This is a genomic window from Flavobacterium sp. UW10123 (assembly GCF_040538975.1).
Taxonomy (GTDB): Bacteria; Bacteroidota; Bacteroidia; order Flavobacteriales; family Flavobacteriaceae; genus Flavobacterium.
Genome location: NZ_JBEWQE010000017.1, coordinates 91,934 through 116,727, shown reverse-complemented (window position 1 = coordinate 116,727; position 24,794 = coordinate 91,934). Strand labels below are relative to the sequence as shown.

Below are 24,794 nucleotides of genomic sequence, written 5' to 3'. Positions count from 1 at the left end.
GTACGGCACGCACTTCTTTCACACCGCGAACCGTCAGCATTGATCCGACCAGTCCTTTTCTTAAATGTTCGTATTTTAATTCTGCCGTTCCACCTTTCGGAGCTGGCCCTGTAACATCCCAAAAACCATTATATTGGTTCATTTGTCCCACTTTTTCCTCCAGCGTCATTAACGGTAAAAGCAGATCTATACGTTGTTCAACAGTTTTATTCTTATCCAGATGCGGCTTTTTTTGTGCATTCATATTTCCAATTGTGAACAGAGCAAAAACTCCAATAAATAGTAATTTTTTATTTTTCATTTGTGGTTTTAAGTATTATTATTGAGGTTACTAAATTCAGATATACAATGCGCTTTATTATAGTATTTTTAATTGCTATAATTATCAGATTTCCAAACATCAAATGTTTGGTTTCTGAGAGTGTAAATTTAGTTTTGCAGTAATAATAATAGTAGCACATTTGAAGCATTATCTATGACAGATGATGCATAAAAAACTTTACTATCAATCAAACCATTAGATTTTTGCTAAGTGTTTTGGTTTTAATTCTGTTTTAAAAAACTAGATGTATGATTCTTTGAGATGAATTCTTCTAAAAAAACAGGTCTTGCTAAATTTTAAATGCGCCGATACAGAATATTGTACTTATTTTATCTGGAGAACGCTTAAGAGAAAAGGCTTTAATATTTACAAGTTAAATGTATAAATATTGATTTAATTTAATATTTTGTTTTCAAAATTGACCTGTTTCATTGGGTTAATATTAATTTTTAAGTCAGGGACGGTATTTTAAACTTAGACATAGGCTCTTTCAATCAAAAATTATAATTGTTATAGAGATGACAGATGTTTATTTTTTAGTAATATTTAGACCTTGATTGTAGAAAGCTAATATAGTTTCAATCTAGAGGTGTTCGGTATTAGTTTTAAGGTACTCTATATTTTTAAAGCGGCATGCGCCACAATTTTGCCACAGAGATTTTGGGCGATTTTAAAAAAATATGAAAAGCAGTGTAAAACGAAAAAACCTGCAAATCGTTGAATTTGCAGGTCTTCAGACATTTTTTGAGGCTTTTTGAAAAGATTGAAAACTTAATGTTTTCCGCCTTTTCGGCCTTTCCGTGGGGAGAGCAGGATTCGAACCTGCGAAGTTCACACAGCAGATTTACAGTCTGCCCTCGTTGGCCGCTTGAGTATCTCCCCGATCTCAGCTTGTTGTGCTTTGTTGTTCTTAGCGGTGGCAAAGATAGCAACGTTTTCTACATTTCCAAACAAAAAAAGGACTTAATTTTACGTTAATTTAAAGTTGTTTTTTAATTCGCTGGAATTGAATAAAATAAAAACAAGCTAAATTGAGTTTTTTTTAAAAATTTTACAAAAGAAAGAATATTCTTAAGTGTTACCTGTTGTTTTTACTTTGGATTTTTTCTTCAATAAAGTTGTCAGGCATTACTTTTATTGATGTATTAGACGGAATATCGAGAATAGAATTTCTAATTTAATCTTGATTTGTAATTGTCTTTTTCTAATCGAAAAAGCAGGCAGTTTGAAAACTGTCATTGTAAATAATCTTTTTTAAGACGAGCTTCTGTTTTTAAGGCAATATATCATAAAACAAAAAAATCTCCACGAGGGAGATTTTTTATTATTTTAAATAGAAGATTATTTTGCTAGCAATTCTTGAATTTTAGCTTTCAATTCATTGCCTCTTAAATCTTGTGCTACTACTTTTCCAGATGCGTCAAGGATAAAAGTTGCAGGAATAGATTCAACATTGTATTGTCTTGCAATTGGCTCGTCCCAAAATTTTAAATTAGAAACATGAGTCCAAGTTAAGCCATCTTTTGCAATAGCTTCTTTCCATTTTGCTGCATCTTTATCCAAAGATACTCCAACAATATTTAATCCTTTTGAATGGAACTCTTTATATAGCGCCACAACATGAGGATTTTCTTGTCGGCAAGGTCCGCACCATGAAGCCCAGAAATCTACGATAGTTACTTTGCCTAAACTTTCTTTAAGCGAGACAACTTTTCCTTCTGGATTAGGAGCAGAAAAATCAGCTCTTCATTTAGCGCTGCCTACTGGTGCAGCTGTAGCTCCAACAGATGGCATTTTTGCTTGACCAAATCTAGTTTTGATTTCTTTACCAGGAGCAGTGTTTTTTAAAGACTCATCTAGACCATTGTAAAGACCTTCTAATTTTTTCATGTCAGCTGTTGGGTCATTCAATAAACTTTGAATAATTAAAGCTGTAATGAAAGATTTTGGGTGACCTTCAGCATAAGTCAAATATTTCTTTTTGCTTCCTTCTTGAACTTCTTTTTGAATTTCCATGTATTGTTTCATCAAGCCATTGATAGTCGCTGTATCTTGAGCTTGTTGAGCTTGTTTCATTTTATCGTTGTTCTTTTTCTGGAAATCAATTAAACTTTTTTGAGTTTTGTTCATATCTTCCATGAAAGCGAAGTACTCGTCGTTGTTGTAAGTTCCAGAGATTTTAGATTTGTGGATGCTATCTTTGTCAATAGCTACATTTATTTCTCCAGTTTCAAGGATGAATGGGATAGGACCGTTAGCACCTTGTAAAATTAATGTATGGAAAGCTGGTTCTGTAACTTTTCCTTTTATTTCAAATTTTCCGTTTTCAACTTTTACTGTATCAAGAGAAACTGGCATTCTCGTAGCAGGGTCTTGACCTTGTAAGATGATAGTTTTTCCATTTTCAATTCCTGTAGCTGTACCTGTAATAAGGTATTCTCCATCTTTAACTTTGCTGCAAGAAATGATAGCTGCAGAAGCTGTAAGTACAAAAAGTATTTTTTTCATTATAAAAAATTAATTAGTTAATTGATTTGTGTGACAAAAGTATCTAAAATTATAAAACATACAGAATTTTGTAACCTAAAATTTTGTTATAGTTTTTTTTGATTTAAAACACATAAAATCAGCGTGTTTACTAGCTTAATCTGATCAAAAACTCTTAATGTGGAACATATTTCAGAGATCCCTATTCAAATTTTTAAATTTTAGACATAAAAAAAGCACTCGTTTAACAGAGTGCTTTTTCGTAAAATATAATGCTATAAACTATTCTTGATTTGTTTTCTTTCTCCAAGTAAAAGAGTTTAAAATATGTCTTTTAGCAAATCTTGCAGGAGAATCAGCATTTACCATTTTCACGTAAGTTGCTTTAGGAACACTAATGTATTCGTAAACACTTCCGTTAGAAAAATCAATAATTAAACGACCTTCTACAAATTTATAATCTGTGATAGAACAAGTTGAAATTGTTTCTGTATACTCAGGTAAATTTAGTTTGATAGTATCAGGGTGAATACTTACTAAGAAGTGGTAAGCTTCGATAATCGTTTTACTTTTTTCTTCTGCTTCTTTTAAACCAGCTTCATTTCCCACAAATTTATCAGGATGAGATTCTTTCATCGCATTACGATAAATTGTCTTTAAATCTTTTAACTCTGCAGTTTTTTCTACGTTTAGTAACTTGCGGTATTCAACTATTTTTTTCATAAATAAAAGGTAACTACTTGTCTATTAGTTTGAAATCGTTTTGTTTTAGTTCAAATCGACAAATTTTTTGCAAAGGTACACTTTTTTTTAACTTTTCAGTTTTGATCGAAAAAATATTGAAAAAAGTTAACGGTATGTTTATTTAACCTTAAAAAGCGCAGGGATTTTTTTTAACCGCAAAGTGCACAAAAAATTACGCAAAGAACGCTAAGAATTTTTTTGAGATTTATTAAAATGAAAAGTTCGCAAAGCGATGTCTACACAAAGCTTTGCGAACTTAAATATTCTCAATTTGCAACACTCAGAAAAAAATAAACTTAGCGTTCTTTGAGTTAAAAAATAGCGTTCCAACAAAACATGAAACCTGAAACTTGAAACAAAATAAATCTATTCCGGCTTATGATTGGCCTTATCAAAGTTTCTAGATTTCTTAGGATATTGTTTGTAGCTCATGTCGCTAGGGTTTTCAATAACCGATTTTATGGTAATCCAATCGCCAACATTAAACTTCGCTTGAACCATTTTGTAGTCTAAAAGATATTCACCACAGAAATAATTATTGTTTTCATCTTTTTCGATAATACCTGTGAAAACTCCTTTTTGAGGCATTTTTTGTTCTGAATCTTTAGACATGATTTTTTGTTTTGAATTAAAGAGCAAAGATAAGCAATTTAGGTTTGCTTTAGGGAGTTCGCCGTAATCTGAGTATATTTGCAGCATGCAGAAAAATTTTAAGCCACATCCTAATTCTTTTAAAAATACTTTTTGTGCATTTAATGAAGTGCTTCCTGAAGCCATTAAAGGTTTAAAGAAACAATTTGAAAGTAAAGCAGGAAGTTCCTATTATTATACTGAAGAAGGAATGTATCGCGTTTCAAATCATTGGGGAAGGCTTGCAAATAGTAAATGGCGCTTAATTGCCCGCAATCCAGAAACCGAATCTAAAACAAAAATAGGTTTTGCAAAATGGACAGAATTTTATCCCGATAATGCCGAAGAAAAGCTCTACTATATAAAAGCTGATTTTGAAAACAATCTCGCTAATTATGAGCATAAGAATAATCCAGAATATGAAGGAAAGGCAATATTACGAACAAGTTCTGAAACAACGAAAAGGCTAAAGCAAATTAGAAATCTGCAGCAGCTAACCAATTGGGCCAAACATTTCGATTATGATGATATTGATGATTTAAGAAAAGAAATTATCAACGAATTAATTTTTACTGAGAAAACTTTAGAACAAATTAAAAGAGAAGTATAATGGGACGCAATAACGAAAAGAACATCAAAAAGCACAACGACAAATTGCACAAAGCCCTGGCAAAAGCAAAACAAGCTGAAATTTCCCGAAAAGAAAAATTAAAAGAAATCATTAAGAAATTCAACGAAAGCAAAAACAAAGAGTAAATAAATAGTTTCAAGTTTCAGGCTTCATGTTACAAGTTAATGCAACGAACTTGAAACCTGAAACTTGAAACAAAACAAACAGCAAACAAATGAATTCAAAATTTGAAACACTAAAAGCAAACGTACAGGAAATCATTGATTTGATTGCTGCGAAAAACGATAGAGAAGCAAACAACAAATTATTGGAAGTAAGCGAAACATTAGATGAAATGATTGATTTTGCTGAAGAAGACGAAGAAGTGCGAGAAATTACTCGTTATCAGGTTTTGTTAAATCAGCTTCATGTAAAAATTAATGGAGAAGAACCAGTTGATGGAGAATAAAAAATGTTTCTGTGATACAGGATTGCTTTTTGATGATTGCTGTGGATTATATTTGAATGGCAGCAAAAAGGCACCTTCAGCATTGGTCTTAATGCGTTCCAGATATTCAGCTTATGCAACTCATAATGCTGATTACCTAATGGAAACCACTGAAGTTTCAGAGAGAAAATATTATTCGAAACCTGAAATTTTAAGATGGGCAGTTTCTAATAAATGGCAGAAACTTGAAATATTAAGTTTTGCAGAAAACACAGTAGAATTCAAAGCTTACTTTCTAGATTCAAATAATCAACCACAAATACACTACGAATTTTCTACTTTTAAATTCGAAAATGGTGCTTGGTATTATTTGGACGGAAAGTTTGAATAATTATTATATCTAACACTGTTAGTCTCTGTTTTTGGTTAAATATTTTAACTAAAAATTAATAAACGATTCGTTTTTCATAATTCCAAAAAGATGTAATTTTAGATTTATGAAAAACGAATTTAAAAAAGGCTTTTATTTTAAGACTTACGAAGCTCCTTTTCAGTCTCCGTTTGACAAACTTTTTACGATTTTTAAAGAGTTGATCACCCATACTTCGGGTGATTTTGATGAAGCTATAAATTGGCTTCGGGAACTGGATAAAGAATATAAACTTACCGACGAGAATTATACCATTGACGATTTTATCGAAGACCTTAAGAAAAAAGGATATATAAAAGATGAAGTTAAAGGGGATGGAAGTTCTGGTTTTGGCATTACAGCAAAAACCGAAAGAGCAATCAGACAGCAAGCTCTAGATCAGATTTTTGGAAACTTGAAAAAATCAGGAAGCGGAAATCATAAAACAAAATATGCCGGAAGCGGCGATGAGCACACAGGAGAATTCCGTGAGTATAATTTTGGCGACAGTTTAGAGAGAATCTCGTTAACCGAAAGTCTTCGAAATGCTCAGGTAAATAACGGTGTCGAAAGTTTTATGCTGACCGAAAACGATTTGATCGTAGAAGATGCGCAGTACAAAGCGCAAATGAGTACTGTTTTAATGATCGATATCAGTCACAGTATGATTTTGTATGGCGAAGACCGAATTACACCAGCCAAAAAAGTTGCCATGGCTTTAGCTGAATTAATCACAACTCGATACCCAAAAGATACATTAGATATTTTGGTTTTTGGTAATGATGCTTGGACAATTCCAATTAAAGATTTGCCGTATTTGCAAGTGGGTCCGTATCATACTAATACCGTTGCTGGTCTGCAATTGGCAATGGATATTCTACGCAGAAAGCGTAATACCAACAAACAGATTTTTATGATTACCGATGGAAAACCAAGCTGCGTTCGCGAGCGAGACGGTTCTTATTATATGAATAGTAATGGTTTAGACGAATATATTGTCGATAAATGCTATACTCAAGCACAACAGGCAAGAAAACTCCATATTCCGATTACGACTTTCATGATTGCTAGAGATCCGTATTTGCAACGTTTCGTAAATCAGTTTACAGAAGCCAATCAAGGGAAAGCATTTTATACTGGAATTAAAGGTCTGGGTGAAATGATTTTTGAAGATTATGAAGCGAATAGGAAGAAGAGGATTAAATAGATAGGTACAAAGGTACAGAGTGACAAAGGTTTAAAGGTTTTTCTGTGGAGACGCACTGCAGTGCGTCTAATTAGGTTCAAAGGCTCAGAGTAGCAAAGGTGCAAAGGTTTCGTTAGCAATAATATAAAGGTTCCGTATATCGTAGAGACGCACTGCAGTGCGTCTACACACAGTAATGACACAATACATTGTCATAAAAAATAAATAACAAAATCTATATTTCAACACAATGGAAATAAATACTATAAAGACATTAGGTCAATTAAAAGCCGCTGGATATAAAAGTACAAGCATTAAAGACGAATTGCGAAATAATCTTCGTGAAAAAATCAAATCGGGAAAACCTGTTTTTGAAGGTGTTCACGGATTTGAAAATACTGTTATTCCTGAATTGGAAAGAGCAATTTTATCTCGCCATAATATCAATTTATTGGGACTTCGCGGACAGGCAAAAACGCGTTTGGCTCGCAAAATGGTCGAATTGTTAGATGAATATATTCCATTTGTGGAAGGTTCAGAAATTAATGACGATCCGTTAAATCCGATTTCTCGTTTTGCAAAGGATTTAATTGCAGAGAAAGGAGAGGAGACTCCAATTGCATGGCTGCACAGAAACGAACGTTTCTTCGAAAAATTAGCAACTCCAGACGTAACGGTTGCCGATTTAATTGGTGATGTTGATCCAATCAAAGCGGCAAATTTAAAATTATCATATGCAGACGACCGCGTAATACACTTCGGAATGATTCCGAGAGCGAATCGCTGTATTTTTGTAATTAACGAATTGCCAGATTTGCAAGCAAGAATTCAAGTAGCGTTGTTTAATATTTTGCAAGAAGGCGATATTCAGATTAGAGGATTCAAATTAAGAATGCCATTAGATATGCAGTTTGTTTTCACCGCAAATCCAGAAGATTATACGAATAGAGGAAGTATTGTAACGCCTTTAAAAGATAGAATTGGTTCGCAGATTTTAACACATTATCCAGAAAGTATCGAAATTGCAAGAGCGATTACAGAACAAGAATCTAAATTGGATCAGAACCAGACCGATGTTGTTTATGTACCGAGTTTGGCTAGAGATATTTTAGAGCAAATCAGTTTTGAAGCGCGTGAAAGCGAATATATCGATAATAAAAGTGGTGTAAGTGCCAGAATGAGCATTACAGCTTTCGAGAATTTAATCAGTACAGCAGAACGACGAGCTTTAATTTCTGGAGCAGATAAAACAACTTTACGTTTATCTGATTTCATCGGAATCATTCCTGCCATTACTGGAAAAGTAGAATTAGTTTACGAAGGAGAACAGGAGGGAGCTAATGTTGTTGCTGAAAGTCTGATTGGTTCTGCCATTCGAACATTATTTCCAGAATATTTCCCTAAAATTGAAAAATTAGAAAAACCAGACGAAAAAACGCCATATTCAGATATTGTTGAATGGTTTTTCGCAGAAAGCGGTTTCGAATTATTGGATGATGCTTCAGACAAAGAATACAAAAGTATTTTAGATGAAGTAACGCCATTAGATGACTTATTAAAAAAATACCAACCTCAATTGGCAAAGGAAGATGTTTATTTTATGAAAGAATTTATTCTTTGGGGATTGGTTGAATACAAAAAACTGAGTAAAGATCGTTTTGCAAAAGGAAATCAGTTTAGAGATATTTACGGAAGTTATATTAGTAAATTTTAAAAACATAATATTAAAATATAATCTGGTCTAGCTGGTTTTTTAAAACCGGCTGGACTTTTTTATTTTACAATAGCTACTTTTACAATCCAAAAATAAATTTATGTTATTCCTTATATTAAGTATTCTTTGCAGTGTTATTGTAGGTGTTATATTCAAAATTTCTAGAAAATATAATGCTAATCCATCACAAATTATTTCGTTCAATTACATCGCCGCGATTACGCTTTGTTACTTTACATTTGCGCCAGATCTAAATGCATTAGATCATAATGCGCCATTAGAAATTTATACTTCTGTTGGAATTTTACTCCCAATATTATTTCTGTTTTTAGCACTTTCTATAAAATATATGGGAATTGCAAAAACAGATGCTGCACAAAGATTGTCTTTATTTATTCCGATTTTGGCGGCTTGGCTGTTATTTAATGAAGGATTTAATACTTATAAAGTTATTGGAGTTTTAGTTGGTTTTGCGGCACTTTTATTCATCTTAAAAAAGCCATCAGACAACGCAGAAAACAAATGGATTTATCCAGCAACGGTTTTACTTGGTTTTGGAGTTGTCGATATTCTTTTTAAGAAAATAGCTTTATATACTGTCGTTCCTTATACAACGTCTTTATTTTTTGTTTTTCTAATTGCTTTTGCTGTTTCTGTTTTAATAGTGATCTATAAGTTATTTATAACAAAAGAAAATTTTACAATAAAAAGCATCCCGTTCGGAATATTGGTTGGAGTTTTTAATTTCTGCAATATTTTATTCTATTTAAAAGCCCATAAAGCATTTGCCGAAAATCCATCTACGGTTTTTGCTGGAATGAATATGGGAGTAATTATTTTAGGAACTCTTATTGGCGCTTTTTTCTTCAAAGAAAAACTATCCAAAATCAATATTTTAGGACTGTTTTTAGCTCTTATGGCAGTTGTTTTCATATTTTTATCGCAATTGCAGTAATTTTTTTTAGTTCATAATCCTTTAGTTTACAGTTGTTTTTGTAAGTAAATAGAAAATATTTAAAATTAACTCTACTAATTCTATAGAATTTGTAAATATATTTTTGTAGCTTTGCTTCAACAATGAAAAACTATAGCCGAAATATTAAGACGTCTTTTAAATGCAGCTTTGCGATGTGCTGTATGATGAATCACGTTTTGAAATGGCGTTAATAGAGAAAGTACTTGTTAGTTATTTTTTTTTTTTAGCCTTTCATTGCACCATGAAAGGCTTTTTTTTGAATCATTAAAAAATCAAGATATGAGAACCAACAGAAATATGAAAATTTTGATGCGTCGCTGCCTAATCAAGATTCCGTGTTGCATCAAATTTGAAGAATAAAAAAGAGAAATAATCTTCAAAAGAAAAGAAGATTAGTAAACATAAAAAGATAACCCAAACCTAAAAACTATATATTATGAGTTCAGAAATTATAAAACATAATCCGTTTCAATCTATGATTGATCGTTTTAATATCGCTGCAGACATTTTGAATTTAGATGATTCAATTAAGCAAAAACTACAGCGCCCTGAAAAACAAATTACCGTAAACTTCGCTATTACTTTAGATAACGGAAACGTTCAGAATTTTGAAGGATACCGCGTAATTCACAACACCGCTTTGGGACCTTCAAAAGGCGGAATTCGTTATGATACTGCTGTAAATTTGGATGAAGTAAAAGCACTTGCCGCCTGGATGACTTGGAAATCTGCTGTAACTGGAATTCCATTTGGTGGAGCAAAAGGCGGCATTATTTGCGATCCGAGAAACCACTCTAAAACAGAATTAGAAAAAATCACACGAGCTTACACCAAAGCTTTATCCGATATTTTCGGACCAGAAAAAGATGTTCCTGCTCCAGATATGGGAACTGGTCCAGATGAAATGGGTTGGTTAATGGATGAATTTTCGTTATTGCACGGAAGACCAATTCATGCAGTGGTAACAGGAAAACATCTTCATTCGGGAGGATCTTTAGGCAGAGTAGAAGCGACAGGAAGAGGAGTAAGCATTATTACGCTTTTGGCACTTCAAAAACTAAAAATCAGACCTGCAAGAGCTACGGCTGCAATTCAAGGATTTGGAAATGTTGGTTTACATTCTGCTTTATTCTTGCATGAAAAAGGAGTGAAAATTGTTGCGGTAAGTGATGTTTCAGAAGCATTTTACAATCCGAACGGAATTAATATTCCTGAACTGATTTTGTATTACAATCTGAATAACAAAACCATAAAAGGATATCCTAATTCGGTAGCAATTAAACATGAAGATTTATTGCTTTTAGATGTCGATGTGTTGATTCCTGCTGCAAAAGAAGATGTGATTACACAGAAAAATGCTGGAGATATTCAAGCCAGAATTATCGTTGAAGGTGCCAATGGACCAGTTGCTTCAGATGCGGATCAAATTTTACATGATAAAAATATATTAGTTGTTCCTGATATTTTAGCAAATGCGGGTGGAGTTACAGTTTCTTACTTCGAATGGCTTCAGAATTCGCTTTTGGAGTCTTGGAGAATTCACCAGATTAATACCCGTTTGGAGGATATTTTAGAGAAAGGTTTTGAGACTGTTTTTAGAGTTGCAGCAAAACACAATGTAACACCTCGAATTGCGGCTTATATTATTGCTTTGAAAAAAGTAGCCGAAACACAATCGGTTAAAGAAGTGGCTTTAGAAGCTCCTTTGTTTAAGCAGAATTAAATCAGGTTTACTTCGTAAAAGATCATTTTCGTTGATTGCGTTTTTTGTCTGCTAAAAACGCAATTGATGGAAGTGTCTTTTTCGTTTGAACTATTAATTATAATTTTTTAGAATCGAAAAGCATCACATAAATGAAAAATATCAATTTTCTAGCCTTTGCCATGCCGGCCTTTTTTCTTTTTTTATTTTTAGAATATAAGCTTGCTCAACGCAGAAAAAAGCCTGAAATTTTTAATTATGAAAGTTCCGTCTCCAATATCTCGATCGGAATTGCAGAGCGTTTGATAAACTTATTTATTGCCGCCAGTTTTTATCAGCTGTATTATCTGATTTATGATGATTATAGACTATTTGAGATTCCGAGTAATGCTTTAGTTTGGTTTGCACTGATTCTTGCTACAGATTTCGTTTGGTATTGGTACCATCGATTAGGGCATGAAGTTAATTTTTTCTGGGCAGCGCATATTGTACATCATCATAGCGAAGAATTTAATTTTACAGCCGCAGCCAGAATTACTACTTTTCAAGCTATAATTAGAACTGGATTTTGGTGTGTTCTGCCTTTAATTGGTTTTCATCCAAGTATGGTTATTACGATGCTAATTGTTCATGGTGCTTATTCTTTCTTTACGCACACACAGCTTATCGGTAAAATAAAATGGTTGGAGTATGTTTTTGTGACGCCTTCAGTTCATGGAGTTCATCATGCTTCTGACGAGAAATATCTAGATAAAAATTACGGAGATATGTTTACTTTTTGGGATCGTCTTTTTGGAACTTTCCAAACCGAAGAAGAAAAACCGAAATATGGATTAACGCATCCGCTGAAAAGCTACAGTTTTTTGTGGCAGCATTTTCATTATTACTTCGAAATCTACGAATTATGGAAGCGCTCCAGCGGATTTAAAGCCAGATGGAATGCTGTCTTCGGAAGTCCAGCTGATATGGATCAAGATATTCGCCCGATTCTAGAAAAGCGTTTTCTGCAAGATAAAGCAGCACCAAATCAGAGACTTCGATTTAAAAATTATCTTTATATCCAGTTAGGAATCTGCACACTCATTCTAACTGTTTTTACGTATTATTTTGATTATTTAGAATTGTATGATAAAGTGTTCGTACTTTCTTTAGTAATCATCACTTTAATCAATTGCGGAGCTTTATTGGAACAGCGCAAATGGATTTATTATCTCGAATATACCCGTTTAGCTATGATCTCGACTTATTTTCTATATGAAGAAGATTTAATCGCATTTTTCTTTGTTCCAATTGCTGTTATGATTTTTGCTGAGCAGTTATTTTCGCTAAGTAAGATTTATCAAAATACCATTTTGCAATTGGAAACAACACAATAAGATAGTCCCAGAGGGACGAAATATTTATAGAAAAGATATTTACAGATGTAGAGAAACCCCAGCGGGGTGACATATTTATATTTTATATGTCACCCCGCTGGGGCTTTTTATGGTCGTTTGAATTGCATTCTATAAATATGCCGCTCCTCTGGAGCAGTAATATTAGTTATCGTTTGCACGCAGCAAAAACCTTAGCATCTTAGAACCTTAGAATCTCAGAAACTTTAAATAGTCTTTATCTCCATAATCTTCTGTTCAAAAGTATCTTTAAAGTCGGATTTACTTTTAATTCTCGTTTTGTATGTATAGATTGTAGCTACAGAAAGTTCTAAGAATTCTGCCATTTGGTTGCTGTCTTGAATTCCTAATCTGTATAAAGCAAAAATTCGCAATTCGGTATTTAAAAGTTCGCCTTTTTTGACAATACATTTATGATCGTTTGGGAATAATTTATTGAAATCGGTTACGAAAGTTGGAAATAATTTCAAGAAGATTTCATCAAACTGATGAAACAGATTTTCGCGTTCTTCCTTTACATTATAGCGCTTTAAGCTTGCAATAACTTCATCTGTTTTTTTGGTGATAATTTTATGCAGCGTACTTTTCTGGATATGATCTATTTTATTAATGAAAGCTGAAGTTGCTTTGATAAAATAGGTAATATATTCTTCTTTAATAGCATTAGCTTCACTCAAGCTCACATTCATTTCCTGTAATTGCAAATACGAATCGGCCATGATTTTTCTCGCTTTATTTTTCTCTTTCAATTGTTTGAAAATGATGCCTAGAAAGACGAAAATAATAACCGTAAGAATTGTCAAAAGAATAATAATCTTCTCCAATTTATCATTCTTATCTTTTACATTATTCAGTTGCGCTTTTTCTATAATTGGAAGAATGGACGAAATCTCAATTTTTCGATGTCTTGCATTATAAAAAGTAGCATCATCCATTGCGATATTGATGTATTCGTTTGCTTTATCCAAATAGCCCATTTTAAAAAGTTCATTGGCTAAATTTCGAAGCGCAACGGTTTCTTTCGTAGCATTTTTAACATCGGCGATGGCAGCGAGAGCCAGATATTGAATGGCTTTTTTCGTATAACCTCTTTCTGAATAAATATAACCAAGGCTTGAAGTGGCGATTCCGTAATAATCTGGAGGTAAATTATAATTGTTAATCCAATAGCTGAAAGCAAATTCGGCGCCTCGCCAATCCTGCTGTTTTAGGCGTTTCAAACTTTCTGCGGCCCAATATTCATTGGTGTTTGTTCCAATTAATTCTAAAGCTTTCTTCAAGAAATGATTTCCCTGTTGTACATAATGAATATTAAAACGCTGATCACGGTTATAATCGGCTAAATCATAGTAAGCGCGAGCTTTGATGTTGTAATATTCAAACTTGTTTTTGAGATCTAGTTTGGTATCGTCAATAACATTTAGGGTATCAATGGCTTCTTTAAAAAGTCCAGAAGATAAAAGCACAAAACCTTCTTTTATTCGGCTTTTGGATAAATATTTTGGGTCTTTTAAAATTTTTGCCTTGATTTTGGATTGCTCTAAATAATAATAAGCCGAGTCGTATTTAAAAGATTTGTATTCATCAAATAATGCCATATAACAGTTATACAACTCTTCGTTATTCTGGTTAAGGGTAAACTTTGATACATTTTTCTTTAAAGACTCGATTTTTCGATATTTCTGTTTCAGATAAATCTCTTTTTTCAAGAGTACCTGATCTAATTCTTCTAAATAAGGATTTGTCTCTTTCGCAGTAAGAGAAAAACCTGCCAGGAAGAAAAGCAGCATCAATATTCTTTGCATGATTTTGTTTTGGTTTAGGGAAAAGTTGGTTGATAGATATAGTTAGTTAATTCGTTTTAAAATTAAGAATAAGTTTGAGATTAAGCTAAACCTGTTTTTCAAGAATCTTGTAAAATGTTTAATAACATAGCTTTAAAAGGTGATTTTCAGAGTGAAAATAAGCTGTAAATGTTAAAAACAGGTAATTTATTTGCAATTATACAATAAAAAGTAATTAAATATATGCATAGTGAAAAAAATATCCTTATTATTTTACATATTGTCATTTTTACCATTTGAAAATACCCGTTTTTTATCTAAACAGCATCTTGATTTTTTACTTATTAGTAAAATTTTAATAAATTGACTATCAGTTGTTTGTGTTTTTTATCGTTTGAATTTCATCTTGATTTTTCTCAGATTTTTTTTTTAAGATTTATTTAACGGGTAGTTTCGCTGTATCCTTTTGAAGGGGATAACAAACTAACAAAAACCAAAAATTTATGAAATGTAAAAGTCTTTATTGGCTAGCTTTTATGATGTGTTTTTTTGCAATCGGATGCGATAACACAGATGACGGAAGCTACGTAGAACCGATTACCCTTTATGAAAAAGTAAACGGGAATTGGGGATTAACAAATCTGAAAATGGTTGATGAAGTTGCGAAAGCAAATAAGATCGAACCAAACGAAGAAAATTTGAGTACTTACTTTAACTACGAAGATTTTAAAATCAAATTTAACGTAGATGAAAAGAACAATCCAACAAGTTATGAAGTAACTGGAGATGTCCCTCCGTTATTTGCTCCTAAAGGATATTGGGCATTGAGCTCAGATTTTCAGCAGACCAACGGTGTTGGAACAAAAATCTACTTGTACAGCGATGCGCAAAAAACGCAAAAAACTGATGAATTGAGATTGGTTGGGGTTCCAGGTAAAACTAAAGAGCTGCAGATTCAATTAACGCATGCTTCTGGAGGTGTAGATTTTGTGTCTTATGTGTTTAAATTATATGCTATTAATTAAAAAGTAATATGAAAAAGTTTATATATACAATTTTACTTGCCTTGTTGATGGCTCCTAATTTTATTCAGGCGCAAGAAGCCGCTGGAGCTGTAGGGCCAATATCATCATTTCCTGTTGTGTACAAATATGATGAACAAGTTACTTGGTACTTTGATATGTCGGCATCGACATTTGCTGAAACTGAAGATTTGTACATCTGGATCTGGTCTCCATCTGAACCAGATGCTGGACACTGGGAAAATTCTTCAGATTTTGCAAAATTGAAATATGAGGGAAATAAAATCTGGAGTTTTACTTTAACTCCAACAGTTTATTTTTCTAAAACTCCAGAACAAATTGCTGCAAGCGATGGATTTTGGTTTCGTTTAAAAAACAAAAACGGATCTAAACAAAGTGATGTTGCTAATGTGGCTTATACTGATTTTTCATCTTTCTATACTTCTGGTGAATTATTTAGATCATATCCATCAAAACCATTAATCGATAAACCGATAAGTATTTTATTTAATGCAAATCTTAATCCAGCATTTGCGGGTACTCCAAGTGTGCATATGCATGGTGGTTTGAATGATTGGGCTATTCAGCAAATGTATGAAGCCGCAAAACCAGATATTGCTGCAAAAACAAAATTAAAAGACTTAGGGAATGGATTTTATAAGATGGATTTTGTTCCTAAGCAGTACTTCAATGCTCCAGATGATTTCGTAATGGAAAAGATAAATTTCCTGATGGTAGCAGAGAATTGGACAGCAAATTCTGGCGATCAGGTTATTTACGCAGGAGAATTTGTTCCGCCACCACCGCCAAGTTTTGCTTTCTTTCCATCACAAATCAGCCAAAAGGATTTTCTTGGAATGTCAAGAAAAAATAATGAGGCAGGTGTAAACAAATTAATCTACACGATTACAGCTGGGCCAAAAACAATTTCAGGTGAGTTTACTGGAGGAACTGCAGAAATTAAAGGTTTTGTCAATTTAGTTTCGGAGCTAAACGGAGTTCCAAGTTTAAGTGAGATCCATGTTCTGGTAAAGGACAATAAAGACAAAACGATTTCGGATACGACGATTCCGCTTAAAACTTTAGATAAATAATCACTATTAAATTAAAACACCAATTCTAATGAATAGTAAAAATACAAAAAGCGTCCTGCATCAAATGTGGACTGCTAAAGGAGCGGTATTGATGATTTTTATGCTTTTTCTTTCTGCCAGCACTTTCGCGCAGACGAAAAAACAAATCTCAGGAACCGTTTATGACAATACGGGTACGGTATTGCCGGGAGCTTCTATCATTGAAGTAGGAACAAAAAACGGAACTACAACAGATTTTGATGGTAAATTTAGTCTTCAGGTAGCCGTAGGAGGTGCAATCGAAGTTTCGTTTATCGGATCGACAACACAAAAAGTTCAAATTACAGGAAGCACTTCTAATGTTGAGGTGCGCCTGCAAAACGATGGATATACTTTAGCAGAAGTTCAAGTAGTTTCTGTAGGTTACGGAAAAGTGAAAAAATCAGATTTAACTGGAGCAATTTCGACAGTTGGAGCAGATGATTTAGTAAAAGGAACTATTTCTTCTACAGAACAAGTATTGCAAGGAAAAGTTGCGGGATTGAATATTATTCGTCCTTCTGGGGATCCTGCAGCGGGTTCTACAATCCGTCTTCGTGGAGGAACTTCTTTAACAGCTAGCAACAGCCCATTAATTGTGGTAGATGGTATTGCAGGAGTAGATATCAATATAGTACAGCCTTCAGATATCAAATCGGTTGACGTTCTTAAAGATGCTTCGGCAACTGCAATTTACGGTTCTCGTGGAGCAAACGGGGTAATCATGATTACAACAAAATCTGGAACAAAAGGTGTTTCTGTTGTATACAGCGGATTAACAAGCGTTGGATATGTAAATGATAATTTAGATTTATTATCTGGAAATCAATGGAGAGGTTATGTGCGTCAGAACGGTATTGCCGATGCAGTAGATTACGGTGCAAATACAAACTGGCAAAAAGCAATCGAGCAGACAGCAATTTCTCAGTCTCATACTTTAAGCATCAATTCTGGAAAAGCAGACAGCGGTTTTAGAACTTCGCTTTCGTATTTAAACAATGAAGGAGTTATTAAAAAATCTGGTTTAGAGAGATTAAGCGGAAATGTTAGCGCTTACCAATTTTTGGGAGATAACAAAGAAGTAAAATTTGATATGGGATTATTTGCAAACATTGACAAATGGCACCCAATTGATTACAGAATTTTTGAAAGAGCTTACAATCTAAATCCAACAATTCCAGTTTACGATGCCAATGGAAATTTTAGTTTGGTAACAGGAAATATTTATGATAACCCAGTTGAGATTTTAACTAACAGAACTTTTGACAATGAAAGACACAGACTTTTGGGTTATTTTAAAACAGATGTAAAATTCTTGAATGATTTTACTGCTACAGCAAATATTTCGTTAGAGCACAATGCTGTAAAAGGAGGAACTTACAAACCATCTTATGCGGTTATGGAAGGACAGACTGAAGGCGGTTTTGCACAAAGAACGTATGCAGAATATACCAATGCTCAAGGTGAACTTTATGTAAATTACAGTAAAGTTATCGACAAACATAATATTAGCGCTTTAGCCGGTTATTCTTATCTTGAAAATATTTACGAAGGTTTCGGAGCGCAAAGAGGTGGATTTGTAACAGATGCTTTCAGCTACAATAATTTAGGAGCTGGTTACAATTATCGTTTAAGTGATGTGTATTCATATAAAGGAAAATCAAATTTGGTTTCTTTTTATGCTCGTGCGAACTATGGTTACGATGGTAAATATTTATTGACAGCAACTGTAAGACGTGATGGATCAAGCCGTTTTGGAGAAAACAATAAATGGGGAACTTTCCCATCTGCTTCTGCAGCTTGGAGAGTTTCTAACGAAGAATTTATGGAATCTTCAAAAGGATGGTTAGACAATTTAAAACTTAGAGTAGGTTGGGGGATTACAGGAAACCAAGATGGAATCGGTGAATACAAATCGCTTTCTATTTTAGGAGTTGGAAGTGATAGTTACTATGATCCAGTTACCAAAACTTGGAGTTTGGCTTATTCTCCAAAGCAAAATCCAAATCCTGATTTGAAATGGGAATCTACAGAACAAGTCAACATCGGTTTTGATTTCGGTCTTTTCAATAGAATTACAGGATCTTTTGAATGGTATTCTAAAACAACAAAAGATTTACTATATACTTACGAAGTGCCTCAGCCTCCATATTTAGTGGGAACAATGTTGGCAAACGTTGGTGAAATGTCAAACAAAGGAGTAGAGTTAACTTTGAATGCAGATATCATCAGAGGAGATAAATTCAATTGGAATGCAAATTTGACTCTTGGACATAACGTTCAGAAAATAGAAAAACTTTCTAACCCAACTTATAAAACAGATGTTATCTACAGCGGATCTCTTCACGGTTTAGCAGGGATGTCTGGACAATATTCTCAAATTATTGCCGAAGGATATCCTGTTGGAACTTTCTGGGGATTCAAAAACGCAGGCTTAGATTCTAACGGAAAAATCCAGTATTACAATGCAGCGGGACAAGTAGTAGATGAAAGCGCTTTGGTTGATGCTGACAAAACAGATTTAGGAAATATTCAGCCAGATTTGACTTTAGGTATCGGAATGAATTTTACTTATGGAAATTTTGATCTTGGACTTTCAGGTTACGGAATGTTTGGACAAAAAGCTTTAAATGCAACAAACATGATGTTAAACGATCCGAACAGATTGCCAGCTTTTAATGTGCCAGATTCTTTTTTAAGCAGCGGTATTACTTCTGCTCCAAAGTATTCTGATTACTGGATTGAAGATGCTTCTTTCTTTAGACTTCAGACCTTAACTTTTGGTTACACTTTGCCATTAAAATACAAAAAATCGAAAGTTAGAATGTATGTAATGGGAGAAAACTTATTTGTAATTACAGGTTACAAAGGTGTAGATCCGGAGATTGGTTTAAATGCTCAGGATGGCGTTGGTCAGACTGGCGTAATGGATCAAACTGGTTTGGCAGCTCCTGGAATTGATAAATACAACAATTATCCTCGTCCAACTACTATTTCTGTTGGATTAAATTTTACGCTGAATAACTAAGCGAATTGATAACCATAAAATATTAACAATGAAAATCAAAATAACAGCAGCAATACTTTTAAGCATGCTTTTTACGGTATCATGTACTGATTTGAACGAGCAGCTGTATGATCAGGTAGAAGATGGAAATTTCGGAAATACAACCAAAGAGGTTGATGCGCTGGTAGGTGGAGCATACTCTTCATTGAGAGGATTCAAAGATGATATCTCAAATAATTACCCAACCTCCGAATATGTTTTCTTTTTGAGTGAAGTCGTTTCTGACGAAGCTACAATTCCGACAAGAGGTACAAACTGGTACGATGGAGGACAATACCAAGATGCGCAAAAGCATACTTGGAAAGCAGACAATAGAATGATTCTTACTGCTTGGCGTTACAATTATACAGGAGTTGCTAAGATCAATGCAATTATTTATCAAATCGATAAATCATCACTTAGCGATAAAGCAAAAGAACCGATTTATGCTGAGTTGAAAGCACTTAGAGCATATTACTACTATAATCTTTTAGATTTATTTGGAAATGTGCCAATAGTAACCAATTTTGAAGACACATCTCTTCCAACCAATTCAACAAGAAAAGAAGTTTATGATTTTGTTGAAAAAGAATTGACAGACGCTCTTCCGTATTTAAATCCAAATGTGGTGTATTCTAAAATGACTAGAAATGTTGCGTATTCTATTTTGGCAAGACTGTATCTTAATTCAGAAGCGTTTATCGGTCAGCCTCGTTGGCAAGACTGTATCAATATGTGCCAAAAGGTTACAGGATACAGTTTAACACCAGATTTCTTTTCGAATTTTGTGACAGAAAACCAGACTTCTCCAGAAATTATTTTTGCTATTCCTTACGATTCAAAAGCAGGAACACTTGGAAATTATATGAGCTCAATGTCTTGTCACTACAATCAAAAATTAGCAATTTCTGCAATTCCAAATAACTATCCTTGGAGTGCAAACGGAATGTGCGCGCAGCCAGGAGTTTATTCTTCTTTTGCTGATACAGACAAAAGAAAGAAATGTATGCTAGAAGGCGATCAGATCAATCTTGCTACAGGTTCTGTAATCATGATGGACAACGGAGAACCGTTAACATATACAGAAAACTTGACAAGCTTAGAAGATGCAAAAGAAAATGAAGGTGTTCGTTTGCATAAATACGAAATGAAAGCAGGAGAGCAATGGGAACGTGACCACGATTTTGTGTTAATTCGTTATGCAGAAATCTTAATGATGCAAGCAGAATGTTACGTTCGTTTAGGTTCTCCAGATTTAGCTAGACCATTTGTACAGCAAGTAGCGTCTCGTGCAGGTGAAGAATTGCCAACAACAATTGACCTTAAATTTATTGATCAAGAGTTATTGAAAGAATTCACATTCGAAGGAAGAAGAAGAACAGACAACATTCGTTTTGGAACATTCTTCGAGCCATGGTGGTCAAAAGGCACAACGGAAAAATACAGAGCAATTTTCCCAATTCCGAGTACTGTTTTAACTACCAATAAAAATCTTAAACAAAATCCTGGGTATCCAAATTAGGTTACTAGAATGTCAGTCTTCCATGTTGGTTAGTCGTGGAAGGCTGACATGTTTTTAATTTTTTTAGTCGCAAATCCTAAAGATTATAAACTGAATTATAGGATTTAAAAAAGGATTTTGTTTCACGCAGATTCTACAGATTAAAGCAGATTTAGTTTTAAATCTTGAAAAAAAATAATCTGCGCGTATCTGCCTAAATCTTTTTAAATCTGCGTGAAATAAATTAATCAAGAATAAAATCCTTTTATTTCTTTTATCCCGATGGCTATCGGGAGTGGCAGAAAAAAAAAGTAATCATGAGTTCTAAATAAATATTATCTCAATATGAAAAGATATATCACATCGTTGGCTTTTGGTTTAATAAGTATTGTGATGGTTGCCGGTTGCAGCAGCGATGACAAAGGCTCAGACAAGCCAGTAGAACCAGAAATAACAAAACCTGTTGCGATTGAGAAAACCAACAGCACCAAGATTTATATGCATTATATGCCGTGGTTTGAAACCAACGAAAGCAGTGCCGATAAAAAATGGGGATATCATTGGACAATGGCAAACAAAAATCCGAACAACGTAGGAGCAAACGGCCGAAGAGAAATTGCATCGTACTATTATCCGCTGATTGGGCCTTATCACTCAGGCGATAAAAATGTGATTGAGAATCATTTATTATTGATGAAATATTCAGGAATTGACGGAATTCTAATCGATTGGTACGGCACTTACGACGTAAATGATTACGGAATGATTAAAGAAAATACAGATCAGCTTATTGAAATGCTGGATAAAGTAGGTTTAGAATATGCCATTGTATACGAAGATCGATTCTTGACAAATGTTGTGAATGCAGGAAAAGCAATTTCGGTAACAGGCGCAGCAAAAACAGATTTGGCTTATGTAGAAAAGAATTATTTTTCGGATGCTAATTATATTAAGATTAATGGTAAACCGCTGTTAATGAATTTTGGACCAATTGTTCTACAGACCCCCGCTGAATGGACAAATGTCTTTAATACTTTAACAGCAAAACCAACTTTCTTGACACTTTGGGATCACTCTTCGATGGCAGGAGAAAATGCTTCTGGAGAATATGCTTGGGTATACAAAGACAACAGTTATCTCACAAACTTTTATACCAACACAAAACCAAAATTGAGTGTTGCAATGGGAAGTGCTTATCCAGGTTTTAAAGATTTTTATGCCGCAGGCGGAGGTGGAGCAGCGATTGGATGGACGATCGAACATAACAACGGAGCGACACTTGACGAAACTTTGACTTTGGCAAAAAATGCAAATGTAAATTACTTGCAGCTGATTACGTGGAATGATTTCGGAGAAGGAACGATGATCGAACCAACAGTTGAATTCGGTTATTCTTTTATCGAAAAAATAAAAACTTTCTCTGGAGTAAAAAATACAGAAAGCGTATTTCCAGATATCAGCAAATTGTATGATTTACGCGTACAGAAAAAAGGAAATGTCGAGGCCCAGAAAAAACTCGATCTAGCTTTTAATTATTTTGTTTCTATGCAACCTGCTAAAGCAAAACAAGTGATGAGCGAAATTAAATAGAGCTGTAATTAATACAATTTAAATAATGAAAAACAGAAAATATAGATACTGCCTAATAGCTTTTGCATCAATGCTTGTTATGGCTTGCAGTACTAAAAAAACGTATAAAATCAGTTCTCCGGAAAAAGTCTCTGAATTAACTTTTGAATTGACTCCTTCAGGACAGCCTCAGTATAGTTTTTCTTCTAACGGAAAATCGGTTATTGAACCGTCACTTATGGGATTTGAATTTCAAGGTTTAGCTAAAATGACAGATGGATTTGAAGTCGTTTCGACAGAAGAAAAATCGGCAGATGAAACTTGGGAACAGCCTTGGGGCGAATTCAAAAAAGTTAGAGATCATCATAACGAACTGATTGTTCATTTAAAAGAAGCAAAAGGTGAGGAGCGTTTGGTGGATATCATTTTTAGAGTTTTTGATGATGGAGTTGGATTTCGCTATGAATTTCCAAAACAGCCTCATTTAGGAAAAGTGAAAATCTCTAACGAAGTGACGCAATTTACTTTTAAAGATAATAACGAAGTTTGGTGGATTCCAGTTCATCGCGAAAACAGCTATTACGAAAGTGAGTACCGCAAAACGTTGATGAGCAAAACAGATACGATTAATACACCCGCGACTTTTGAAACCAAAGACAAATTGTACGTAGCCATTCACGAAGCCAACCTAACAGATTTTGCTTCAATGACGCTTTTAAAAACTACAGACAAACAATATAAAAGCGATTTGGTGCCATGGGCAGATGGTGTAAAAGTATATGCAGAAACACCTTTTAAAACGCCTTGGAGAACTATTGTGGTTGGTAAAACTCCTGGAGATGTAGCAACTTCTACGATTATGCTGAATTTAAATGAACCTTCAAAAATTGAAGATTTATCTTGGATTACTCCATCAAAATATATTGGAATCTGGTGGGGAATGCACCTAGAGAAATACACTTGGGGACAAGGTCCAAAACATGGAGCAACAACCAAAAACACAAAAGAATATATTGATTTTGCTGCGAAAAATGGTTTTGACGGAGTTTTAGTTGAAGGATGGAATGAAGGCTGGGACGGCGATTGGACTGCTGACGGTTCTGCGTTTAGTTTTGTAAAAGCCTATCCAGATTTTAATTTGGAAGAAATTACGAAATACGCAGCCATTAAAAATGTTCGTTTAATCGGGCATCATGAAACGGCTGGAGCAACCAAAAACTACGAAAACCAGTTGGAAGATGCATTCAAGTTGTATCAGAAAATGGGAGTGAATTCGGTTAAAACGGGTTACGTAAACAAATATTTGGACAAAAAAGAATGGCACGACAGCCAGTACGGAGCACGTCATTACAGAAAAGTAATCGAAACTGCAGCCAAATATCATATCATGATTGACAACCACGAACCAATGAAAGGAACTGGTTTACAGCGTACATATCCAAACTTTATGTCTCAAGAAGGTGGACGGGGACAAGAATATAATGCATGGTCTGTAGATGGAGGAAATACGCCAGAGCATTTAACTACTTTGCCTTTTACAAGAATGCTTTCTGGTCCATTCGATTACACACCCGGAAACTTCAATTTTGATTACAAAACTCCATCTGGAGCAAAAGTGCAGACTACTTTGGCAAATCAATTGGCATTGTATGTTATTATTTTCAGTCCGTTGCAAATGGCATCTGACTTGCCTGAAAATTATGAAGGAAAGCCAGAATTTCAATTCGTGAAAGATGTGCCGTGCACTTGGTCTGATACTAAAGTTTTAGATTCTAAAATTGGAGAATACACTACAATTGCCCGCAAAGATTGGGATGAGAAAAATTGGTACTTAGGATCAATAACAAATAGAAATGCAAGAGATTTAAAAGTAGCCTTATCATTTTTAGACAAGGATAAAGAATACGAAGCAGAAATCTATGCAGACGGAGCTGGAGCAAATTATAAAACAAACCCATATCCGGTTACGATCTCTAAACAAAAAGTAAACAGCAAATCTGTTTTAGATATCAAATTGGCAGCTGGTGGAGGAACAGCAGTAAAATTCTCTCCAATCGAAAAATAAATATTAGTTAAGTTTTATTTTGAGTTAAGTTAAGTTTAAGTTTGGCAATAAACCCGATAGCTGGAGAGTTATC

Annotated in this window: 19 protein-coding genes, 1 tRNA gene and 2 pseudogenes; 15 read left to right on the top strand and 7 right to left on the bottom strand. The window is 34.0% G+C overall.

Annotation, left to right across the window (positions count from 1 at the left end; all coding sequences use genetic code 11):
- The 6 genes and pseudogenes from ABXT06_RS19020 to ABXT06_RS18995 all read right to left on the bottom strand — a co-directional run.
- Positions 1–301, bottom strand: a pseudogene (locus tag ABXT06_RS19020) (glycosyl hydrolase); the annotation flags it as partial.
- An 822-nt stretch (positions 302–1,123) separates the two neighbouring features.
- Positions 1,124–1,204, bottom strand: a tRNA-Tyr gene (locus ABXT06_RS19015).
- Positions 1,205–1,663: 459 nt separating this feature from the next.
- Positions 1,664–2,050: pseudogene (locus ABXT06_RS19010) on the bottom strand (TlpA family protein disulfide reductase); the annotation flags it as partial.
- An 18-nt stretch (positions 2,051–2,068) separates the two neighbouring features.
- On the bottom strand, positions 2,069–2,830 hold the full coding sequence (locus tag ABXT06_RS19005) for a DUF4369 domain-containing protein (RefSeq protein ID WP_354592158.1): 762 nt from the start codon (positions 2,828–2,830) through the stop codon (positions 2,069–2,071).
- Positions 2,831–3,091: 261 nt separating this feature from the next.
- Positions 3,092–3,532, bottom strand: coding sequence for a KTSC domain-containing protein (locus ABXT06_RS19000; RefSeq protein WP_095931645.1), 441 nt, complete (start codon positions 3,530–3,532; stop codon positions 3,092–3,094).
- 387 nt (positions 3,533–3,919) lie between these two features.
- The gene (locus ABXT06_RS18995; RefSeq protein WP_354592157.1) at positions 3,920–4,165 is read right to left on the bottom strand and encodes a hypothetical protein; all 246 of its coding nucleotides are present in this window, start codon (positions 4,163–4,165) and stop codon (positions 3,920–3,922) included.
- An 85-nt stretch (positions 4,166–4,250) separates the two neighbouring features.
- On the opposite strand from ABXT06_RS18995, the gene ABXT06_RS18990 reads away from it, so the two are divergent.
- From ABXT06_RS18990 to ABXT06_RS18950, 9 genes are all read left to right on the top strand, one after another.
- Positions 4,251–4,793, top strand: a complete 543-nt coding sequence (locus tag ABXT06_RS18990; RefSeq protein ID WP_354592156.1) for a hypothetical protein — start codon at positions 4,251–4,253, stop codon at positions 4,791–4,793.
- Positions 4,793–4,939 (top strand): hypothetical protein, encoded by a 147-nt coding sequence (locus ABXT06_RS18985; protein WP_354592155.1) that lies wholly within the window; start codon positions 4,793–4,795, stop codon positions 4,937–4,939. Before ABXT06_RS18990 ends, ABXT06_RS18985 begins: the two co-directional genes overlap by 1 nt.
- 89 nt (positions 4,940–5,028) lie before the next feature.
- Complete coding sequence (locus ABXT06_RS18980; protein WP_111289368.1) at positions 5,029–5,262, top strand: hypothetical protein; 234 nt, start codon at positions 5,029–5,031, stop codon at positions 5,260–5,262.
- Complete coding sequence (locus ABXT06_RS18975; RefSeq protein ID WP_354592154.1) at positions 5,234–5,632, top strand: YchJ family protein; 399 nt, start codon at positions 5,234–5,236, stop codon at positions 5,630–5,632. The genes ABXT06_RS18980 and ABXT06_RS18975 overlap by 29 nt, the downstream gene beginning before the upstream one ends.
- Before the next feature lie 106 nt (positions 5,633–5,738).
- Positions 5,739–6,857 (top strand): vWA domain-containing protein, encoded by a 1,119-nt coding sequence (locus ABXT06_RS18970; RefSeq protein WP_263522824.1) that lies wholly within the window; start codon positions 5,739–5,741, stop codon positions 6,855–6,857.
- 229 nt (positions 6,858–7,086) lie between these two features.
- Positions 7,087–8,550 (top strand): AAA family ATPase, encoded by a 1,464-nt coding sequence (locus tag ABXT06_RS18965; RefSeq protein WP_354592153.1) that lies wholly within the window; start codon positions 7,087–7,089, stop codon positions 8,548–8,550.
- Between the two features lie 100 nt (positions 8,551–8,650).
- On the top strand, positions 8,651–9,505 hold the full coding sequence (locus tag ABXT06_RS18960) for an EamA family transporter (RefSeq protein ID WP_354592152.1): 855 nt from the start codon (positions 8,651–8,653) through the stop codon (positions 9,503–9,505).
- A 457-nt stretch (positions 9,506–9,962) separates the two neighbouring features.
- On the top strand, positions 9,963–11,249 hold the full coding sequence (locus ABXT06_RS18955) for a Glu/Leu/Phe/Val family dehydrogenase (protein ID WP_354592151.1): 1,287 nt from the start codon (positions 9,963–9,965) through the stop codon (positions 11,247–11,249).
- Positions 11,250–11,380: 131 nt separating this feature from the next.
- Positions 11,381–12,604, top strand: coding sequence for a sterol desaturase family protein (locus ABXT06_RS18950; protein ID WP_354592150.1), 1,224 nt, complete (start codon positions 11,381–11,383; stop codon positions 12,602–12,604).
- Between the two features lie 224 nt (positions 12,605–12,828).
- On the opposite strand, the gene susR is transcribed toward ABXT06_RS18950, so the two are convergent.
- On the bottom strand, positions 12,829–14,427 hold the full coding sequence (susR, locus tag ABXT06_RS18945) for a SusR family glycan utilization regulator (protein ID WP_202004332.1): 1,599 nt from the start codon (positions 14,425–14,427) through the stop codon (positions 12,829–12,831).
- Positions 14,428–14,909: 482 nt separating this feature from the next.
- Here susR and ABXT06_RS18940 point away from each other — a divergent pair, with 482 nt between their 5' ends.
- The 6 genes from ABXT06_RS18940 to ABXT06_RS18915 all read left to right on the top strand — a co-directional run bounded on the left by ABXT06_RS18940 (position 14,910) and on the right by ABXT06_RS18915 (position 24,721).
- Positions 14,910–15,431 carry a DUF5004 domain-containing protein gene (locus ABXT06_RS18940; protein WP_354592149.1) on the top strand — a complete coding sequence of 174 codons (522 nt, stop codon included), beginning with the start codon at positions 14,910–14,912 and terminating at the stop codon, positions 15,429–15,431.
- Positions 15,432–15,439: 8 nt separating this feature from the next.
- Positions 15,440–16,522, top strand: a complete 1,083-nt coding sequence (locus ABXT06_RS18935; protein ID WP_354592148.1) for a hypothetical protein — start codon at positions 15,440–15,442, stop codon at positions 16,520–16,522.
- Positions 16,523–16,550: 28 nt separating this feature from the next.
- Entirely contained in the window at positions 16,551–19,568 is a 3,018-nt protein-coding gene (locus tag ABXT06_RS18930; protein ID WP_354592147.1) for a SusC/RagA family TonB-linked outer membrane protein, read from the top strand.
- A gap of 28 nt (positions 19,569–19,596) precedes the next feature.
- Complete coding sequence (locus tag ABXT06_RS18925) at positions 19,597–21,108, top strand: RagB/SusD family nutrient uptake outer membrane protein (RefSeq protein WP_354592146.1); 1,512 nt, start codon at positions 19,597–19,599, stop codon at positions 21,106–21,108.
- A 324-nt stretch (positions 21,109–21,432) separates the two neighbouring features.
- Positions 21,433–22,677 carry a glycoside hydrolase family 99 protein gene (locus tag ABXT06_RS18920; protein ID WP_354592145.1) on the top strand — a complete coding sequence of 415 codons (1,245 nt, stop codon included), beginning with the start codon at positions 21,433–21,435 and terminating at the stop codon, positions 22,675–22,677.
- A gap of 25 nt (positions 22,678–22,702) precedes the next feature.
- Positions 22,703–24,721, top strand: a complete 2,019-nt coding sequence (locus ABXT06_RS18915; RefSeq protein WP_354592144.1) for a glycoside hydrolase family 97 protein — start codon at positions 22,703–22,705, stop codon at positions 24,719–24,721.
- Positions 24,722–24,794: the final 73 nt, after the last annotated feature.

Excerpts from the sequence above, each read along its gene's own strand:
- ABXT06_RS18985 (WP_354592155.1), top strand. The coding sequence starts at position 4,793 with ATGGGACGCAATAACGAAAAGAACATCAAAAAGCACAACGACAAATTG.
- ABXT06_RS18990 (WP_354592156.1), top strand. The coding sequence starts at position 4,251 with ATGCAGAAAAATTTTAAGCCACATCCTAATTCTTTTAAAAATACTTTT.
- ABXT06_RS18920 (WP_354592145.1), top strand. The coding sequence starts at position 21,433 with ATGAAAAGATATATCACATCGTTGGCTTTTGGTTTAATAAGTATTGTG.
- ABXT06_RS19005 (WP_354592158.1), bottom strand. The coding sequence starts at position 2,830 with ATGAAAAAAATACTTTTTGTACTTACAGCTTCTGCAGCTATCATTTCT.
- ABXT06_RS18960 (WP_354592152.1), top strand. The coding sequence starts at position 8,651 with ATGTTATTCCTTATATTAAGTATTCTTTGCAGTGTTATTGTAGGTGTT.
- ABXT06_RS18930 (WP_354592147.1), top strand. The coding sequence starts at position 16,551 with ATGAATAGTAAAAATACAAAAAGCGTCCTGCATCAAATGTGGACTGCT.
- ABXT06_RS18955 (WP_354592151.1), top strand. The coding sequence starts at position 9,963 with ATGAGTTCAGAAATTATAAAACATAATCCGTTTCAATCTATGATTGAT.
- ABXT06_RS19000 (WP_095931645.1), bottom strand. The coding sequence starts at position 3,532 with ATGAAAAAAATAGTTGAATACCGCAAGTTACTAAACGTAGAAAAAACT.
- ABXT06_RS18980 (WP_111289368.1), top strand. The coding sequence starts at position 5,029 with ATGAATTCAAAATTTGAAACACTAAAAGCAAACGTACAGGAAATCATT.
- susR (WP_202004332.1), bottom strand. The coding sequence starts at position 14,427 with ATGCAAAGAATATTGATGCTGCTTTTCTTCCTGGCAGGTTTTTCTCTT.
- ABXT06_RS18935 (WP_354592148.1), top strand. The coding sequence starts at position 15,440 with ATGAAAAAGTTTATATATACAATTTTACTTGCCTTGTTGATGGCTCCT.
- ABXT06_RS18950 (WP_354592150.1), top strand. The coding sequence starts at position 11,381 with ATGAAAAATATCAATTTTCTAGCCTTTGCCATGCCGGCCTTTTTTCTT.
- ABXT06_RS18915 (WP_354592144.1), top strand. The coding sequence starts at position 22,703 with ATGAAAAACAGAAAATATAGATACTGCCTAATAGCTTTTGCATCAATG.
- ABXT06_RS18975 (WP_354592154.1), top strand. The coding sequence starts at position 5,234 with ATGGAGAAGAACCAGTTGATGGAGAATAAAAAATGTTTCTGTGATACA.
- ABXT06_RS18965 (WP_354592153.1), top strand. The coding sequence starts at position 7,087 with ATGGAAATAAATACTATAAAGACATTAGGTCAATTAAAAGCCGCTGGA.
- ABXT06_RS18940 (WP_354592149.1), top strand. The coding sequence starts at position 14,910 with ATGAAATGTAAAAGTCTTTATTGGCTAGCTTTTATGATGTGTTTTTTT.
- ABXT06_RS18925 (WP_354592146.1), top strand. The coding sequence starts at position 19,597 with ATGAAAATCAAAATAACAGCAGCAATACTTTTAAGCATGCTTTTTACG.
- ABXT06_RS18970 (WP_263522824.1), top strand. The coding sequence starts at position 5,739 with ATGAAAAACGAATTTAAAAAAGGCTTTTATTTTAAGACTTACGAAGCT.
- ABXT06_RS18995 (WP_354592157.1), bottom strand. The coding sequence starts at position 4,165 with ATGTCTAAAGATTCAGAACAAAAAATGCCTCAAAAAGGAGTTTTCACA.